The sequence below is a fragment of the Brevibacterium sp. VCM10 genome (assembly GCF_000583215.1).
Lineage (GTDB): Bacteria > Actinomycetota > Actinomycetes > Actinomycetales > Brevibacteriaceae > Brevibacterium > Brevibacterium linens.
In genome coordinates this window covers 112,184-132,130 of sequence record NZ_JAJB01000046.1, presented here as the reverse complement: position 1 = coordinate 132,130, position 19,947 = coordinate 112,184, and the positions used below count along the sequence as shown (strand labels likewise).

The window sequence follows — 19,947 nt, the reverse complement described above, 5'->3', positions numbered from 1 at the left end:
CCGAATGCCGCTTCCCTACAGCGTGCCTGAGGGCGTGTCCGCCGAGGTGGCTGCGGCGATGCCGCTGCAGGGCCTGACGGCGCAGTACCTGGCGACGAGCTCGCACGAGATCAAACCGGGGCAGACAGCGCTCGTCCACGCCGGTGCCGGTGGCGTGGGTCTGTTGCTCACACAGATCATCAAGCACTTGGGTGGCAATGTCATCTCGATTGTGAGCACCGAGGAGAAGGCAGAGCTGGCCCGGAAGGCCGGAGCCGATGATGTGTTCCTCTACGGTGAGGGCGTCGACATCACGGCGAAGGTCAAGGAGCTCACCGACGGCGAAGGTGTCGATGTCGCGTATGACGGTGTCGGTAAAGACACCTTCGATGCGTCTCTGGCGTCGATCAAGCCGCTGGGTTCGATGGTGCTCTTCGGTGGAGCGTCGGGTCAGGTGCCGCCGTCCGACATTCAGCGCTTGAACTCCTCAGGCGGAATCTTCTTGTCCCGTCCGTCCCTGGCGTGGCTCGTCCGTAATTCGGAGGAGCTGGCGAAGCGTTCGGCGATGCTCTTCAACGGCATCGAACACGGCTGGCTCAACTTCCGCGTCGGCGCAACTTTCTCGCTGGCAGAGGCCGCCGATGCGCATCGTGCGCTTGAGGGCCGCGAGACTACTGGCAAAGTTGTGTTGACTGCCTGACTGCGACGTTCCCCGGCAAGGAGGGCAAGTCTTCACCTTCAAAAGACTTGCCCTCCTTCGAATTCGAAACGGACCATCTGGGCGCCGGCGCCATCCGATTGGCACCCCAGCACAGAGAAGCAGACTCGGTAACACTCGAGATATCACCCGAGGCGATCTAGCCGCCAGCAAGACTCAACACATTGCGGACAATCAGAATCACGAATTTCTCCACCAGATCCGATTACTCTGACTACCGGACACAGCATCCCCTGCAACCCACCTCGAGTCAGGCACTATTCAATCTCGCGAAGCTGTAACTTGCGCTCAACCTCGTCAAGCATCGCCTCCTGGCTCCGACGGTTTCGAACGTCGTCTTTCCTCAAGCTCCGCCCTTCACTAAGTGGACCCTCAAACACCTTCTGGGCGAGATCAACAGCTTCTTCTATCGCACGCTCTAACTGATCAGATAATCGATCACTTTCAACTTCGAGCTTTAGGCGATCAAGCACTTTCCGCTGCCCTCCCGAAAGCTTCTCTACGGAAGACTCAAATATAGTAAGTAGGCTGTTGTTCATCATTAACGAAGCCGCCATCGCAATATGGTATTTTGCAGCTCGGAGTGTCGACAGCTCAAGATTCCTACCGAAATATCGATCTACACGATAGATAATCCACGCTGCATAATAGTAGATTGGAATTGGGAGAGAGTCCCAGACAAAGGAATCTTGTCGCTCAAGATCCTTCGGCGCCGCGATCGCCCTAGAAGACTCACCAAAAATAGTAGAGGCCACCGCACGATTTAGCTCGGTGGTTGTAACAATCCTAGTCCGAGCGAACTCTATAGGATTTCCTCTATTCTGCCGCGCATAGCGTAGACCCTGACTGCCAGACTCCTCAAAAAACTCTTCCACGTCTTTCGCAGCCTGTGAGCTCGACTGAATATCAGATGCGTCGATCGCCGTCTGAAGATTTGTCGCAACAGTTATAGCAGTCTTGACATCAGAATCAGTAGAACTCACTATTTTAACAGGAACCCACACCTGCTCCAACAACTTCGGGTCATTCCTCACTTCTTCGGTCTCGGACCACCGTATTATTTGGTGGCTAGTCTGTCCACCATTTACGATCTGATATCCAGAAATTCGAAACCTATCGCCCATTGTCGACAGCCCTGTAGCCATAACTGTAAGACCGTTATTCAAGAATGGGAATTGGTCCCTCCGGTCCGACTGAAGGGTCCCCATAATTTTTCTGTTGACAGGGTTGTTCGCTCCTAAGTCCAGCCGCACGTTGTCATCGAAAATCCCAGGGCGCACTTCTCCATTTTCGCCCTTTAGAAGCTTTAGAACCTCTGCGGCGTTCAATAACCCTATATACGCCTCTTCGACGTTCTCCGTTGCTGGAATCGTTTGATGCTTTTCAAATAGGAAAGGGACATTTTGTGGACCGTACCTTTCTTTTTGCTTGGCCGCCAGCTCCTCGCGCCCATGCATTCGCAGCTCGAGGTCGTCAGGGAAAACTCCTATTTCGCGGATGCGCCTTAATGCTTCAGTCACCTGCAATTCTCTTTGCGCTGATTTTCCATCGTGCGCGCTCGTTGTGACATAATAAAGTTCACACGGGATTCGTGTGTGCTGAAACTTGTCCAAACTTTCGGCGATCCGCTCAATCAGGTCCGCAAGATCGACGAGGCGAGGCGGGAGATTTACACTTTCAGGCTTCATTGCGTATTTCGTAACGGACTCAACCCCGTGCAGAAATTTTGAAATGAGTTTAGTATCATACCCCTCGCTAGTTTTAGCCTGTATGAAAATTATCCTAGCGGAGTTAGCTCCATGATCCGCAATCAATTCGTCAATTTCTTCAGGCTCAAACACTACACTACCGTTAACTATCACGGCCGCAATATCTATGCCTTCATCATTCCCTCCTCCCAGCACAGATGCTTCAATGGAATCCGGGTTGTCATGGAGGTACTGATGCAGGTAGACAGAAGCCACATATTTCTCGAATAGCTCTGACTCTTTTCCAATAAATCCAAAATCAGTAGCAAATTTTTGTACTCTTTTGCCTGTAAGCGCGTGCATATTTACCTTCAATCTACTTTGAGTTTCCGATTTCGGATATCTGAGATGATACTATGTTTTCTCTAGCTCCAAGAATGGGGCGAGGCCTTTTGTGGTTCGGTCTTTAAAGAAGCTTGCTACGTTCTCCCGAAGAGGTCACCAATAAAGTATCCCTCGCACGTGTTGCGGCAACATACAGCAACGACCGCTCCCGCAGGTTGAAGTCAGCAGAATATTCCTCCGGCTGGAATCGGCCGTTCAACTTCGACGGTATGTCTTCACTTCCAGCATGCATGATGACGACATTGCGGAACTCAGTACCCTTGGCCCGATGCATGGTCATGACAACTGGTAGACCTTCTTTGATGAGGCCCTTACCGACGGATTGCACGCTGACGCCGTAATCGCCTAACCTTCGCGCGGCCTTGCCAGGATCACTACGGACAAGCACCGCAATCTGTTCAGGGTTCAGCGTGGCATCGTCTCCGCATTCTTTGAGCCACTTACGGAGCACATCGGCAACAAAATCAAGCTCCTCGTCTAGAGTGCCAAAGCCTCTGACCTCCGGTGCGACGCCGGTGCGAAGCGACCGATAACCGGCCACTGACTCTGCCGAGTCCTCGAGATCCGTGAACGAACCTCCTGACAGAATGTTCAAGCCGAATGCGAGGTTCTGCTCGGTGGTGCGATAGTTGAGCGTCAACCGGCGCGAGCGACCGACGATATTGATCCCGAATCGGGACAACACCACCTTGTTCCCGTAGATACGCTGATGCGAGTCCTCACCGATGAACATGTCATCGCGACCGGGTCTGGCAAGAGCCCGCAAAAACATCCAATGACCGGAATTGAGGTCTTGCCCCTCGTCCACGAGAAGATGATCCACCGGATAGGCCGCTCGCCGTTCAGCTTCGGACGACGTCGGCATATCCACAGCTTTCGCCCGGGACTCGACGATCAGCGCGGCCAAGTGGTTGACTTCCACATAGCTCAGCGTGTCGTTCGTCGCAGTCCTGACGCGGTACGCTTCGATGACATCCCAGACGAGCGCACGCTGCTGCCGCGACAGCCGAACGCCACGAGAGGGGCGCCTCACCCGCAAGTAGTCACTCTTCTTCGACAACCGGTTGGGCAGAACGATCTGTTCATACTCGTCTTGAAGGAACACACGACTATTCGCCCGCTCCGGCAGATCGTCGGATGCCGTCTCGAGAGCGCGGTCCCAGTCCGAATCGTCGCCCCGATTCTTAATGCCCAGGTGAGGTCTACCCAGGAGCGTTGTAGTAGCTTGCGTGAGTTCATCGCTGGTGGCACCCCGCAGCACTTCGAACGCCAGTTGGTCGACACCGGCCACATAAAGCCCCGGGTTGCCCAACTGACCGGCGCGAGGAACCGAACTGTCCAAGGTCGACACCTGGGCGTCCAACTCGCTGGCGAGGTTGCGGGTGAACGTCGTCAGCACAACGCGTGGAGGTAGGCCGTCGACAGGGACGGGCGCCTTGGCCAGCCGAACTGCGCGGTGGACCAAGACGACGGTCTTGCCTGTGCCCGCTCCCCCGGAGAGCCGAAATGGCCCGTTGTATCCACGCTGTGCCCAGCGACGCTGTTCTGGGTGCAGGAAGACTCTCCACGCTTCGAAGTCTCCGCCTTCGGCAACGCGCTTGAGCTCGTCTTGGTCCTCGATTTCGGCGAAGCTCAGCTGCGCTGCCGAGGTGCGCAGTCCGGCGATGAGGGCATCGTCGTCGCTTCGCTTCTCGCTTGCCGTGGCCGACAGATCGCCAGGCCCCGTCTCATCGGAGACAGGCACCTGAATCGGCTGGACGCCGGCAACTTCTCCGTCTGCATCTGCGTCATCGTGTTCGACACCGAACAGCTTCTTCGCCACATCTGCATAGCTCGTCCCGGAAGCCAAGTCGAGCAAAGCGTCAGACTGCCATTCGGGAATCTTCCGTGCGTCAAGTCGATTGAGCAGTTCATCGACGGTTCGGCACGAGCGTGCCACTGTGACGACATTGCGCCATATGCCCAGCTCGGATATCAACTGCGCATCTGTGACCTCGCCGAGCGTTTCGGTCAGCGGTCTGTCAGCGAAGATCGGGTCAGCAGGTGCGCGCACGAAGGTCGCTGGAATCTGGGACCGTTCATCACCCTGCTGGACTGCCGACTCGGTGCTGACGTCGGTATCGTGAACCCGCGAGAACTCACGGTCCGACTCGAGTTCATCGACCGCCGCGCCTTCACCAGGCGATTGCCGCTTAAGCTCAGTCTCAGTCGAGGCAGCAGCTAAGCGTGCTTCGAGCTCGTCAGAGTCGACCTTGTCGACCAGAGTGATCTCAGTGACACCATTGGTCGGATTCACATCGAGTTTGAGACTCGCCGCGAGTTTGATCGCATCGTCATGCGGATAGACACCGTAGATGACCCAGCTGCTGCCGGTCTTCCCACTCAACTTGAACAGGACGGCACGCCAGAACTTGTCGACTCGCCCTGTACGGAATCGACGGTCGGCTGAATTCCGAATCGGTTCGATATGGAGGCCTGGCGAGGTCTCGTCGGCATCAAGCTTCATGAGAAAGTCCATGAGCTTCGCCCTGATGGACTTCTCAATCTTCGACACGTTCTTATGAATGGTGATGTTCATCCGTCTGAGCCTTCCTGGTCCTCATTGATGCCATCGTCGTCATGGCCCTCGTCGGATGCCGAAATCGAACTCCCCGCATCCGAATACCCCAACGCTGATTTCACTGTATCGACAGTGGCGGACACGAGCGTCCAGCCGCTGTGTTCAAGTTCAGCCGCGTCTTCGGCTTCGGGTTCGAGCTGTACCGCAATCTTCTGCGTGGGCCATGCGAAATCGAGTGAGATCCCCTCCTCGGTTTCGTATCCCCATTCGGGAACTTCGGCCACCTCGGAGACGGCCAATGCGTTAGCGAACTCGGCTTCTTCCGGCAGCATCTCCGGTTGTGAGAGCAGTTCCACCCATTCGGACGACAACGGCACTCCGCCACCGGGTATCGGCACAACGTCGACAGCGCCTTCGACCCCTGCCGTGTCGAGTCGGCCCAGGTCGGCGGATTCCAGCCGCTGCCCCTGATCTGCCAACGTCGACGAGGCTGTCACCAGTTCGACCTGGGTTCCCGGCGAACGAATGGCCATGATGTTCGAGAGGTGCAGCCACTGTCTCCAGGCGTCTGCGAACGCCTCCGCATCGCTCATCACTTCCGGGCGGTCGTCGAGAACAACCGCGGTGTCGAAACGCGTCATTGACGAATCGGTCGGCACGACCAGGACGGTCACCGCGCCTCGGTGCGAGAGGAAGCCGCGCTTGTGCCCCTCGGGAGTTCCATCGCTGGGGTGGTCAGGCAAAGGCGTACTGCCGGTGAGGTCGGACACGACAGCATCAGCTAAGCCGGCCGTCGCGGAAATCGAAACGACCCTCCTGCCTTGAGGCTGCACGGCAAAGAACAGAGGAGCGTTATTGCCCGCCACAGTCATCGACGTCGGAAGGTCCGGCTCGGAGCTGGTGACTGCCTGGATCAGACCGATGAGCACATCGATCGGATTTCCGAGTGCCTCCTCGGCTTGTGCCGTCCATCCGAATTGTGGCCGATTGAGCAGAGTCGAGACGACTCGTCGTGAGAACCACTCAGGCATCCTCGCGTCTCGGCCTGCCTCCGCCGCGGGCGCATCTGCTGACGCAGATTCGACGTCCGCATTGGTGACGGCGACGACGAGGTGACCGCGGCTGCGTACCCAAGCTCGCTTCGCGGCATCGTCGGCAAGGCGATTGACCGCACTCGAGGCGTGGAAGGCGCGACCATCCGTGTAGATCGCAATATCCGGAATATTCGTGACGTCGCAGGTGAGCAGGAAGTCCGGCTTCGTGTGCCCCAGGGGCACCTGCGGAGTCAGGCTCCAGCCGACGCGCGATCCTGTCCGGTGGAATGAGAGCACCGTACCGGTCGGTGCCGGCTTGTCTTGGACATTGATGTTCGCTCGTTCCAGACGGTCCCGGAACACCTGCCGGAACCGTCTTTCAAGATACGACTCTGGGTCCTGGGCCTGGGGAACTTCGGATGTCACTGGCCAGCGATGGGAGGCATCAGCCGGGGTATCGCCGCTGAGTGTGATGCCCGTCCGACCCGCCACCAGCAGTTCCGCCAGCTTCTGCTCAGCAATGGATCGGCTGACCGTCGATGCGCTTGATCGCGGCACATAGGGCAGCAGGCATTTCGCGCACGCCCATTGGTTCGCATCCTTGCATTCGCATTCGGCCAGATGCCGCCACGCCTCGTACAGCACCTTCCACATCGTCTCGGGATCACGGAGATCGGCCAGGTACCCGGTTCCGCCCGGCACAATGTCATGAAGCAGGAGTGCGTCGACGACTCCGCCTGTTTCGAGAGGCTCTTTGGCCGGGATGATGTCGATATGGTCGGGATCCCCGCCGAGGTGCTTGGCCAGTCCCAGCCTGATCGCCGCCTGCAGCGTCGTGAGTCCGTTGTGTTCTCCGACGAGGAGGCTCTCCGGCAGGCGCATGAGTGCGCCTTGCGTGGTCAGACGGTGGGTGAGGACGAGGCTGAGATTCGATTCCTCGAGGTCATTGCGTTTAGGGCACCACGGCCGGTGGTCGGTGCGCTGATTGCCGTTGGCAGAGCTGTCGAGCTTTCCGCAATGGTCGCAGACGACGAATCCCGAGTTGACGATCGTCTCTCCGCTGGCAAGGATCTCCTGCCCTTGGCCTCGGGGCCCGAAGTTCGTGGTTGTCACTGTCACGGAGTCGAGGTAGCTGACTCCGAAGCCGAAACCGTCGACGAACCATCTAGAGCTCATCGCCGCAGGGTCGATGTCGGCGGTGGGAGTGATGACGTAGGAGCGTTGCCGGCGCTCATCATCGGCGTCGCTGATGCGTGCCTCGTCGCGGTTGACCATGGCACTGACTTTGCGCAGCTGTACGGCTTTGAGACGTTGACCGACATCGGCGATGGACGCATCGCCGCACCGCGGGCACTGGGAAGGCGGAGTGGTGCCGGTGCGTCGGTCATGGGAATAGCCGCATGCCGCGCAGAACCGCAGTTCGTAGGTCTCGTGCTGGTTGGGGCCGAGTTCGACCGCATCGATTCGTGTGGCCAGCGACCGTCCGTAGAACGTGGACCCGGGCGCAAAATCGCGCAGTGCCTGTTTGGCGCCGCGTTCGAACTCGATGCGTTCGTTCTCGTAGGTCTGCGTCTCCTCGTCTCGCCAACGCAGGGAAACGTCCAGCTGCGTGGTGTCGTCGAGGAGCGTGTAGTTCGGCAGCAGCTGGTAGGTTTCGAGGGCTTCGATCCAGTAGCGGCGACGTTCGTTCTCCAGGCCCCGTTCCGTCGCCCTCTGCGCAGACACCGCTTGGCGATAGGCGTCTTTGTCCTCCTCCGTGGCGGTGGCCTCATGGGCGGCAGCCGCTTGGAGTTCGTTGAGCGCAAGATTGATTTCGGCCAGCTGGTGCTGCAGTGATTCGACTTCGTGGCGGTAGTCCTGATGTGCCCGCCACACCGCTGATTTCAGCCCGGAGCTCCCATCCTCAGCGACACTGGCCCAGGCGGTCAGTTCTGTCTTCGCCTGGTCGATGAGATTCCCGAAACCGGCGAGGAATTCGGCGAGCAGCTCGGTATGCGACTGATCGTTGAGGTCGATGACGGCGTTGAGGAACTCGGACTTGCCCAGTTCGGCGCCGAAGACATCGCCGACGCCTCGTTTCTGGACCGCTCCGGGTGCCTGTGCCAGTCTGTCCATGAGGAAAGCGAGGTACTGCCGTTTGATGATCTCGACTGCGTCGAGGTACGTCGCCGGGGGTTGGACCGATCCATTGATGATCGACAGCGGGTCGTGGATCGTGCGCAACTCGGTGCTCGTGCTGCCGACGACCGCCAGGTTGAGCGCATTGCCTGTCAGCCGCCCGGCTCGGCCGACTCGCTGGACATAGGATGCGACGGTCTCGGGCAGGGATCCCAGCATCACCGTCGACAGGTCCCCGATGTCGATGCCCATTTCGAGTGTCGGTGTCGCGACGAGGACATTCGGAGCCGAGGGGTCGTCGGATCCGCGTTTGAACCCGTCTTCGAAGGCTTTGCGCTCGTCAGTGTCGAGCATGCTCGAGTGTTCGCGGGCGACGATCCGGGTCATCTGCGCGCTCGTGTAGAGGTCGCGGTAGAAGTTTCGAGCGACTGTCCCCGCCTGCAGTGTGCCGGCACAGCCGACGAGCAGGCAGTTCGCTCCGTCGAGGTCATTCAAGGTCCGACTGGCAGCGGGGAAGACGGTTCGGCAGACCGTGCACTCGAGGTTCCGCGACTTTTCAGCGGGATCGTCGAAGGCACGTTCGAGTCGGATCCGGACCGGTTCGATCCCGTAGGCAGTCGCCTCGGAGTCCTTGACCGGCACGGCCCGCAGAATTCCAGCCGCGGCGAGTCGCTGCAGCAGAAGCTTGGTCAGTCCTGCGCCGTGGTTGGCGGTGATGCCGAACGTCCTGGCCGCGTACCTGGCGTACCAGCCCTGGTTCGACTCGACCATGTCGAAGAGGGACCCGCTGCGACCGCCGACCGACTTCCGGGACATCCCCGTAACGGCGAAGGCCGGAGCATTGCGGCTGGCGGGGAACGCTGGCATGCCTTGGTCGCGTTTCCGTTTTCCCCAGATCCAGATCCGCTTCCCGCCCTCGGAAACATACTTCTCCAGCCACGGGTGATGGATGGCCCCTTGCGTACGCAGACGTTCGACGACTGCCCGGACCCACGCAATACGTCGATCCGCCGAGGCGGCTCCCCCGTTGTCATCGATGACGAGCAGTCCTGCGCGTGTTCCCGCTTCGTCGAGAACCTCGGTAACGAGTGCGTCGAGCTCTTCGGTCTCAGGCAGGACGACCTCGGCGTAGACCGTCCCGGTGGTCGACAGAGTGCGGCCATATCGCGATTGGAGTCCGAATTCGAGCGCCGCATCGAAGGACAGGCGTTTCATCACCTTCTCAGCGGCTTTTCGGTTCGTTCTCTGCGGCTGCTGCCACCACGCCCGCACATCGGCGAAACGGTCGGTGGAGAATTCCGGCGGCAGCGCACGGTACCGTTTGCCCGAGTCCTCGCCTGCCTGAGACACGATCTGTCCGGCCACGGCTTCGAGGGTGCTCACATCCCCGACGGCTTCGGCGATGACGTTCCTCAGAGTCAGGACATGGGAGCGGGATTCGACGAACCCGGCCCGGTGTGCCGCGTCTTGGACGGAGTCGGTGAAGACGAGCGACTTCTTCTCATGATCGTCGAGCTGCTGGTCGCCGAAGAGAGTCGACAGGCTCACCGACAGCAGTGTGGCCACTGCAGAACCGAGGAATCGGATGGAATCGCGTTCGTTGCATGCCGGACAGAACTCCCCCTTCGATTTCTCTTCGGCATCCGTGCCCTGGAAGACGAGGACGGGCAGGATGTCACCGGCGCGCAGAGCCTCGGCGAGGTCATCGGGGATCGTCGCAGAACCGTAGATGCGGCCGGGGGTGATGAAGTCGCGTTCGCGAACGTTGAAGGCCGCGAGGTTCTCGTGCAATTCCTCCGGGTCTCCGCCGGAGAGGTCGTAGCGGTCGGCTTCGCCACCGGCACTGATGAGAGCCCGGAATCGGGAATTCCCAGCTGCGGACTCGCGCCGGATGTCCTTATCCGCGTCGGGGGCTGCGAGCTGGTCGCCGACGGAGGACTTGACGATCCCCCAACCGTTACGACCGCAGTTGCGGCAGTAGATGGCGGGGAAGCTCTCTCTGGCGGAGTTATCGTCCCAGCTGCCGGTCTCACCGGTGATGAGGTGTCCGTCATCGGACCAGGAGAATTCGGTTTCGCCACCGGCGATCCGGTCGATGCGTGTCAGCGCCCGCACCCACAGGTGCGCGTCGATCGTCGGAGCAGCCAGACGCTGTTCGGCACGGATGAGGCTCAGTCCTGCGACGATGTGGCTGAGGTAGCGCTGGGCTGCGGCGCTGCGGGAGCCGAGCAGTTCGTCTCCGAGGTCGTCGAGCCCGATGGCTGACGTGGTCGCCTCGAGCAGGGACCGCATCCAGGGGTGGTCTTTGATGAGGGTGAGCAGTTGGCCCGTGTCCTCACCGAGGCGTTCGCGTACGCTTTCCCATTCGGCAGTCGGTTCTGGAGAACCATCGATCACAGACTGATCGCCGAGGGTGAAGATCGTCGCCAGCGAGCTCAACGCTGCAGCCTGGTCGGTGGCGTCAGGTGCGCCTTCGATCCACTGAAGTGCTGAGACGAGATCGATGGCGCGGACATTGGCGACCGGAACGAGCGCCGTTCGCTCCGGGGTGAGTTCAGCTCCGGGCAGCGCTGCCCATTCCTCGACGGAATACCGAGACTCGGTGACCACGGCGTCTTCGGTGAACTCCTGGCCGAAGACAGTGCGGGCGAACGTGAGGATCCGACTGGGGTCGTTCTTGTCCCCCAGAGTCGCGCTTGTTGCCACGGGCGTCATCAGACCCAATGGCCGTGCCCGGTCGTCGTCGGTGATGGCGGGATGGTCGTCTGGCCACTGCGATTTGAGCTTCATGCCGAGCCGTCGCAGCAGCATGGCGACGTCCGTGCCTTGGGCACCATCGTAAGTGTGGAATTCGTCGAGGACGAGGTAACGCAGGCTGAGCGCGCTTTCCGACCAGATCTTCTGATCGGCAACGCGCAGGAGCATCTGGTCGAGCATCTTGTAGTTCGTCAGCAGAATGTCGGGAGGATTCGACTGGATGGCCTCACGATCAGTGATGAGCCCTTCGGAAGTGACTCTAGAGCGCTTAGCGTCTCCTCCATCACCGGTGTAGATGGCAGCACGGATTCCGCTGAGCTGTGGGTCCTCGGTGATCATCCAGGCCAACCGTTGCGCTTGGTCGGTGGCAAGGGCGTTCATCGGGTAGAGGATGAGTCCGCTGACTCCAGTGCCGCCCTGCCGCCGATGGCGGACGACATGGTCGAGGATCGGGTAGAGGAATGATTCGGTTTTGCCCGAGCCCGTGCCTGTCGTCACTAAAGTCGGCTGCGGTCGCTTTCCCTCGCCGAGGCGGCGGCTGCTCAGCCGTTCGAACGCGCGCGCTTGATGTCCGTAGGGTTCGAATTTGCCCGGCGTGATCTCGAGCGCATCCCCTCCCCCCGGTTGCGGTTTGAAAGGTGTCCGGGTGCGAATGTACGGGCCTTTGAAGATACCGGTGACCGGGTCGCTGAGAAACTGGTCGAGCGCTGTCTGCACTTCGGTGTCGGCGAGGGCGAATGTGGTCCGCAGGTATTCGGTGAGTGATTCGCGGGCGCGACGGGCCTGGGCGGTGGGGAGAAGCTGGCTCACGACGCTGCTCCTTCCTCAGCCTCGGATGCTCGGTTCTCACGATCAGCGAGACGTTGTTCGAACTCCGCGTATGCGGTGCGCATATCGGCCTCACGATCGAGCGTGGCGAACGGTGGTTCGTAGGTGTATGTGAACCCTTGCGCGTTAGTCGCAGTGAGATCGTCGTCAGTCGCGGAGTCGCCGAGCTTCTGCCACGTCTTGAGCACATCGGCTGGGACCAGTCGGCCGTTCTGGTCATAGTGGTCTCGCTGAGTGTCGTATTTATAGAGGACGGGGAACTGCGTCCGGTAGATCGAGCAGAGCTCATCGGCTGTCACGCCGAGCATGAGCGCGACAAGAGCGTCGATCTCCACCTGCGCCTGGCGTCGGTCCGCTGCCAGACGCAATGGCGAATTTTCAGTCCATTCATAGTCGAGAACTTCCATGGAGATTGAGTCCTGGTGCCCGTAGGCGCCAGTCCAAGACTCGCCGTCTGACGTCAAACCCTCGCTCGAGTTCCATAGATCGGTGTAAGCGTCTGACAGAGAATTAAGCAACAGCGCGCGAGACGCCAACGATGACGACAAAGGATGGTCGATCGGGACAAGCGGGAGTCTAAGCACAGTATTTGTGCGAATAGTCGATTTGGGAGCAACCCTCACCGAAAAGTCAATCAACAAACTTGACATAGTCGCAGTAGCCAAAAGTAGATGTTCTGCATTTGAACCTGGCAGGCCCATACTGAAGACACCGTCAACGTGTGCGGCTCCAGGCGGAATTACTGCTGGTATCAATGTTCGCTCGCCGGTGTTAGCTGCCATACATCGCCAACCAACTCGGTAGTAGTCGCGGGCGGGAACTCGGTCGCCGTTGGGGAGGGTCCAATGCGTGTATAGCTGGTCGTACTGACCATCGCGAATCGGCTTGTAGCTTGTCACCGGCAACGCATCGCAAGAAAGCCGCTCGAGATCCACCGCCGACCAGTCGAGATTGTTCTTCATCGTCGAGTTCGGCTGCTTGTAGAACGGCACTCCAACGTGAAAGTTCGGCCCCTGCAGAATGACATCGCGCCAGGACGATGGTTCGCCCCAGGTGAGCTCGAAGCGTCCCTTCTTCCGATCAATCGACTCGTCCCATCCCCTACTGAATGAGGGGACTAACGACCCAATTCTCTTCTGCAAGCTGAGCTTCTCTAGGACCTTAGCTGACGCACGGTTAACCGTGTAGACCATTTTTGTGCTTCGTGAAGAAGACTCATCTCCAAGGGTGTCACTCCACGCCTTCAACTGATCATTCTGAATCCGCAAAACTCTGTCAGCATGTGGGCGGACGTCCCACCGCCCTTCCAGATCCTTGAGCCCAGGTTCTGGCCCATCCCCGTTATGCACCAGAGAGCGTTCAACTGTATCCGGGTGGTACAGAGAGGACGCCATCAAGAAGTCGACTTCAGTGCTTCTCACCTGCCCGTACACATGAACTCCGTAGGTTACAAGATGATGGATCTCGAACAGTGATAGTTCGTTAATAAACTGCCAATGCCTCCTCAAATGAAGGTAGGCACCACTGCGCAGTTTGTCCGCTTTATCGTCAGTGAAATGACTCTCTGGATGGATGAGTCCAATCACCCCACTAGGACCTGCGTGTCCCCAAGTGAGCTCCATGAAGCACCGGTAGAGATCTGGCTGTGTTCCTGCAATCAGTGGGTAAGTTGTTTCGTCGGCTACAAACGCAGCCGTACAAACCACATCAGTCGATCCGTCGAGAACAAGCTCATAAACTTCTTCTCGCGCAAGAGTCTTCTCGCGCATCTCCTTCTTCGCCGCCTCAGAGGGCTTGTGCGCCAGTTGCCACCAAGGATCTCCCTCAGCGAGAAGCGCCTCGACGTCCCCGCGGGGACGCACCCAAGGTGGGTTACCAAGCTGGAGGTCGAATCCACCCTGATCAAAGACTGTGGCAAAATCAAGATCCCAATGGAAGAAGCCCTGTTGTTCGGCGATTCTCTCCGCTACCCGCAACCAGGGATGTGTATCGAGAACTGTCTCGACTTTGTCCGCTGCACCTGAAAGAACCCGCTGGTTGGCCTCGAACTCATTGAGTTCCGCCCAGTTGTCCACGTCGAACATCGACGCCTGTCCGGCTTCGCGGGCAGCCTTCTGAGCTCTCGATTCGTTGGTCGATCGACCAAGCAGCTGTTCGCAGGCGTCGATCCATTCCTCGACGCTGGGTGGCGTAATCTCGGTTTCGGTGAGCGGCCAAAACCACAATGAGCACCAAGCGTCCATGACTCGGCGTAGCCGCTGGTAGGCCCCGTTCGGGTCCGCGAGCTTCGTTTCGATCTCAGTACGGGTCACCGTCGTCCCTGGAGCCTGCTCCTCGAAGCCCCACACGCCGATGGTCCGCCGGGACTCGGCCTCAGCGATGGACAGACGCTTGAGTGCGATCTCCCAGAGCACGTCTGCCTGTTTCGAGAGACCGACGAGCCGACCGATCTGTCCGTTGGTCTTCGTATCGCTGAGTTTCGTTCGGACTGTCTTGCGCCAGTTCTTCAGTCTGGTCACCGCGTCGGGTGCAAGCTTCTTGCCCTCTTTAGCATCAGCGGCGGCTCCCCAGCCTTCGGCGGGTAGAAGGAACTGATAGATGCTCTGCGGGTCACGCTCCTGAGCGCTGGTCTTCTCCGGTGTCGACTTCAACCAAGTCTTGTCCTTGACCGTGCTGCGCGAGTAGATGGCTCGGCGAGCCCCGATGAGAGAGTTGCCGCGCCTGAGCCGCAGGCCGAACCATGGTGCGGAAAGTCCTGCCACCATGGTGTCGAGCCATAGTGAGATCTCGGCAAGTTCGACCGCGGTGGAGTTGAGGTCAACGCCGTAGACATTGTGAAGTGCGATATACGCTTTGGTCTTCTGTAGCTCCTGCTGGAACACTGCAGGATCGATCCGTTCGCCGACCTCCTCCTGTTTGCGCCGCAGATACTCAGCTGCGAGCTGGTTGACGGCCTCGAGAGCGAAGGCTCCGGACCCCAGGGCCGGCTCGCACACCGTGAGGTCAAAGATGGCATCGGCCGACATATCCTCGGTGAGCAGCTCTGCCAGTGCCTGGGAGACGGTGAAACGGGTGAGCACTTCGGGCGTGTAGTACGAAGCGGATTGCTGTCGGTCACGGCCGGACAGCCTGAAGACAAAGCTCCCCCTGCGGTGGACTCGTGGCTTCTCCTCCCCCGTCACTTCATCCGCCTCACGCACGAAGTCATCGGCGTCGATGTGCTCGGCCCGGGTGGTGGGTACGACCCAGCTGCCTTTGCTCGCGTCCCCCTTCGGAGCAACCTCATAGAGGTCGGTCTCTGCGAAGAAGCCAGTGTAGGACATCAACCCCTCATAAACTCGGCCGAGTTGATTGATGCCGAGTTCCGCGTAGGAGATGAACCCTCGCTCCTTCTTTGCCGACTCCTTGCTCAAGAGCAACTTCTGCAGCACCTGCTGAAGGGCGGCGTTGCCCAGACCCACCTCGTCGATGTGGGCGGTCGCTTTCGGGGTGAACAGATCGGCCTCGAGGGGATGGAACTCAAGCCCCTCGCTCATCGGCGTTTCAGGATCACGGTCGGCCGCCTCGGCGAGGCGGAGATCATTGTGTCCTGACTGGATCTGTGTGAACAGGACGGCCAAGGACTGGTAAAGGTGCGTCCCGTCGCCCCGGGTGGGGATGTCCACGAGCGCGAGCTCTCGCAAACGGTCGATGCCGTATCCCGACTCGTAGTCAGTGGCTCCGGTCGGCACGATGTCGAGCTCTGGAGATGCCTCGGCGAAGAGGAGGAAGAGGATTCGGTAGAGGAACCTCAACGATTGCTTGGCCAGTGGCTGAGCTTCAGCTGCCGGCAGCGGATCGAGTCCTGCGCGGCGGCGACGGTTGACGACCTCGTTGGCGATGAGCTCAATCGAGTCACGGACTGCTTCGCGGAGGTCTTCTGAGACCTTCTCTGTGTGTTTGACGGAGTCCTCGAGGACCGTCGTGAACCATGTGGTGCCTTCGGCACTGGGGGCTAGAGCCTTGGCGCTGGCGCAGGCGAGGAACCGGTCGACCGCTCCCCCGCGTTTGGTGTCATTGCGTTCGAACAGCAGACCGAGGTCGATGGCAAGGTATCGCCCTTCCTGCCAGCGTTCGGCTGCGGTGAGGAGCATGAACGATCCGGCCAGGACGAGCGCGAACTGTGGCGGGGCGTCGTCGACGAAGCGAGCGGAGAGGTACCGGGCGACGGAATCCGTGCGTTCGGTCTTTTCCGTGCTGCCAGGGACCGGATCGATGATCGGTCGCAGCAGGGTGGGTGAGTTCTTGTCGAGCAGATCCGCGATGTCCGAGACTGGCTCGGCAAGGACGATGAGCAGCGGGGCTGAGTCTTCTGCAGTGGCCGTGCCGCGGATTTCGAGATAAGCGGATTCCTCTCCATCGGGGTTACGACCGACGGTGATGTCATGTCCGTTCGAGTAGCCGAGGAAGTCGAGCAGCTGCTGGTCGAATCCGGCCACAGCGTCGCGGTCATCAGCAGTCAGTGTTGCGTTCTCGCCGAGACCCTCGACGAGCGAGACGAGACGCTTCTGCAGCTGCTGCCGGGAGGTGGCCCACGAGTTCAGCGGCGTCGTCAGGGTGCGGCCTTCCGCCTCGGCGCTGGTGGCTTCCTGTTCCCATTCTTTGCGCAGTTCGAGAGCTTTGGCCTTGAAGGACTCCTTCGTCCCGTCGGAGGAGAAATAGTCGTCGCTGACGAAGTCCTGGATGACCGTGAGTTCGTCCATGTCAGTTCTCCTCCATTGTGTCGTCGACAGTAACGCTGACCGGCGTGCTGATGGGGACGGCGACGAGCAGTGGTCTCAGCAGGCTGCGGTTCGGTTGCATCGACCTGATCAGGTCGTCTTCCTCGGTGACGGTCCTCAGTCTCTGCTTGACCCTGGTGGCCTGGACGAGGTCGAGCGCCCCTTGCTTCCATTTCTCATTGCGCTCGAACCACTCATGGACGCGCTGCTCGATCCGTCGCCGGCCGGAGTCGATGACCTCCTCGATGCTCTCTCCAACGATGTCGATCGCAGCGGGGACAAGCGGCTGGTAGACGCTCGTGTCGATGGGGCCGGGGTTGCTGTTCGTGGATCTCAACCCGAGATCGGCAATGAGGGCTGCCGCATTCTCGAATTCGCCGGTGAGACCGAATTCAGCAGTACCGCCCGGGAATGTAACGGTGCGGAAGACGCTGGAGACCATCTGCCCGCGGCGGTTCGTCAGCCCGGCATGGACCACGACCGTCGGAGCTTCCACCTCGGCACGGACGATGTAGATTCCCCCGCGCTCGGGGATGCGCGACAGTGCTCGGTCAGCGACCCAGTCGAGGACCGGGTGCAGAGGCCCGAGGTAGTGAGCTTCGGGCCAGAGGGAGGCATTCTTCGCATCTGTGGAGTTGCGAGCGGCATCGACGAGTGTGCGTCCCACTGTCTTGTTCGTTGCGAGCTTGAAGTTCTCCTTGACCTTGCGCTCTTTGAGGTAGCTCTGCGGCAGACTTTCCAAACGCGACCACATATCGCGGGGCGGTTCGAGCTCGCCGATCGCCTCACGGGAGTGGAACTGCCAGCTCACTCCCCCGCTGCCGCCGGTGCCTGGGCGCTGTTCAGGGTGATTGCGATAGACCATTGCGAGACCGTCTCGGAGGAACGCGACGGGGGTGGGGTAAAGGGTCAGCCCGGTGGCGGGGTCCGTCGGGTATGTGTCAGGACCTGGATAGGTGGTGTCGCCTGGATACGCGTTGGTGCCCAGGTTCTCCAGTTTCGACGCATCATCGCCGGGATCGTCAGTGTCGTCGGCCAGGTCGTTCATGATCAGATCGAGGATCTCATCCTGCTGCGTCGCGACATCGACGTCGGTGACCACCTCGTCGAGATCCTGGCCCTTGGCCAGGGCTGCTTTGATCGCTTCTTCTTCCGCCTCGGCGGTGTACTTGCCCATGAGTGCCGCCGCATCACCGAGAGCCGTGTGTGCTTCGTTCTCCTTTTCGATGAGCTTCTTGAGCACACGGATGTCGCCGGAGAAACGTTCTGAATCCGGTTGCAGAACCAGCGTCGTGATCTGCGGGCGCTGCGTCTGGCCGTAGCGGTCGATGCGGCCGTTGCGCTGTTCGATGCGGATGAGGGACCACGGGATGTCGAAGTGGACGAGTTCGTGGCACTGAGAGTGGAGGTTCACACCTTCGGAGGCCAGGTCGCCAGTGACGAGAACCCGGATGGGTGAGCTCTTCTTCTTGAACGATTCGACGACATCCTGCTGTTCGACGTCGGAGAGGCCGCCGTGGAGGATCGCGACTTGATCGTCTTTGAGCTTGAGGTCTTGTGTCAGGTCGGCCTGCAGAGCGTGCAGTGTGGCAACGCGCTCGGCGAAGATGACGACTCGCGTATCGCTCTTCGGCCCGATGCCGATCTCTTTCAGGTAGTCCAGCAGGGCGCCATATTTGCCGGTCTGCTGGCGCTTCTCGGCACGATTGCGTTCGACTGCACGCAGGCTGTCTGCGGCATATCCTCGCAGCCGATCGAGGTAGCTGCGTTCACGGGCGACTGCGTCGTTCGACTCATGGGTCTCAAGAACGCGCAGCCGGTTGTCGATCGTCTCGATGAGAGCTTCCGGGCTGGAAAGGAAGGCTTTGGCAAGCGTCCAGGGGAAGAGGTTCGTCTTGCCCGAATAGGGGCTGTGTCCGGTGGGGTGGAGCCAGATCTGGTCGAGCTCCTCGGCGACGGCGTTCTCTTCGAGGCTGGCATGGGCGATACGCGCTTGAGGCTCTTTGCGTTCGGCCCAGTCCGCACCGACTTCTTTCTTCACATCTTCGGAGTAGCGGTGCCGGCGGACGATGAGCTTCTTCACGGCCTCCTCATCGAGGTTGCCGTCAGGTTTGACCGCGGTGGGTTCGAGGAGCCGGATGAGTTCGGCGAATGATTCCTTCTTGCCGTTGTGCGGGGTGGCGCTGGCGAGGATGAGGGCGTCGGTGTTCTTCGCCAGGGTGTCGGCAAGGCGGTGGTTGAGGGAGCTCGTGTTCGTGACGTTGTGGGACTCGTCGATGACGACGGCATCCCAGTTGTGCCGACGCAGGTGCGAGAGGTACCGGTCCGATTTGAGCGTGTCGATGGAGATGATGGCCCGTTTGAAATACGTGAACGGATTGCGCGTGGCCGGCAGCTTCTGCCTGATTCGCTGGATACCCTGAGAGTCGAGGCGGACGAAGGGGATGGCGAACTTCGTCCACATCTCATGCTGCATCTGCTCGAGCACGTGCTTGGGCGTGACGATGAGGATGCGATCACCGCGCCCGCGTTTGATGAGTTCGGCGAGTATGAGGCCGATTTCGATCGTTTTGCCGAGCCCGACCGCGTCAGCGAGGAGAATGCGGGGCCGCAGATTCTGCGGATCGAGGATCTTGCGCACCGGTGTCTGCTGGTACTCCTTGGGATCGATGAGCATGCCATCGGCCACGGTGAGGTTCGTATCTTCGACTGCCGTCGCTGTCTTCATCAGAGTCGCTTCCAGCCAGAGCTTGGCGTCGCGATAGCCCGAGCTCTCGTCGTTGATGAGCGGAGCCTGTCTGGGGTCGATCGGAGTGACCGTGTCGATCGAATCGAAGAAGACTGCGGTCGTGTCACGGACGAGTTCGGAGAGTCCCTGTACTTCGATCCGTTGGACGGGGCTGCTGGGGGTCACTTCTTGGTGGTTCGCTCGTTCGTAGACCGTCTGAACACCGGTGACGAGCCACTCTTCGTCGCGGACTTCGACGACAGAGCCGGGGGCAAGTGTGACTGGCTGCTGGCCGTCAATCCTGCACTTTTCAGCATGATCCTTGCTGGTCGGAAGCACAGACTGTGAAGACTCCATTGCACATACCTCACG

General features: G+C 59.9%; 6 protein-coding genes. 1 reads left to right on the top strand and 5 read right to left on the bottom strand.

From position 1 onward, the window contains the following. A partial coding sequence (locus AD89_RS0113900) for a zinc-binding dehydrogenase (RefSeq protein WP_035320917.1) occupies positions 1-679 on the top strand: 679 nt, incomplete at its 5' end. 275 nt (positions 680-954) lie between these two features. On the opposite strand, the gene AD89_RS0113895 is transcribed toward AD89_RS0113900, so the two are convergent. The 5 genes from AD89_RS0113895 to AD89_RS0113870 all read right to left on the bottom strand — a co-directional run bounded on the left by AD89_RS0113895 (position 955) and on the right by AD89_RS0113870 (position 19,761). Next, entirely contained in the window at positions 955-2,748 is a 1,794-nt protein-coding gene (locus AD89_RS0113895) for an AIPR family protein (protein ID WP_081770491.1), read from the bottom strand. 103 nt (positions 2,749-2,851) lie between these two features. Beyond that, a complete protein-coding gene (locus tag AD89_RS0113885; RefSeq protein WP_025779867.1) occupies positions 2,852-5,368 on the bottom strand; it encodes a UvrD-helicase domain-containing protein in 2,517 nt (838 codons plus the stop codon). Further along, complete coding sequence (locus AD89_RS0113880) at positions 5,365-12,069, bottom strand: DEAD/DEAH box helicase (protein ID WP_025779865.1); 6,705 nt, start codon at positions 12,067-12,069, stop codon at positions 5,365-5,367. The genes AD89_RS0113885 and AD89_RS0113880 overlap by 4 nt, the downstream gene beginning before the upstream one ends. Continuing rightward, a complete protein-coding gene (locus tag AD89_RS0113875; RefSeq protein ID WP_025779863.1) occupies positions 12,066-16,829 on the bottom strand; it encodes a restriction endonuclease subunit M in 4,764 nt (1,587 codons plus the stop codon). Before AD89_RS0113875 ends, AD89_RS0113880 begins: the two co-directional genes overlap by 4 nt. A gap of 1 nt (position 16,830) precedes the next feature. After that, positions 16,831-19,761: a helicase-related protein gene (locus AD89_RS0113870; protein WP_231488688.1), complete on the bottom strand. Its 2,931-nt coding sequence runs from the start codon at positions 19,759-19,761 to the stop codon at positions 16,831-16,833. Positions 19,762-19,947 lie beyond the last annotated feature (186 nt).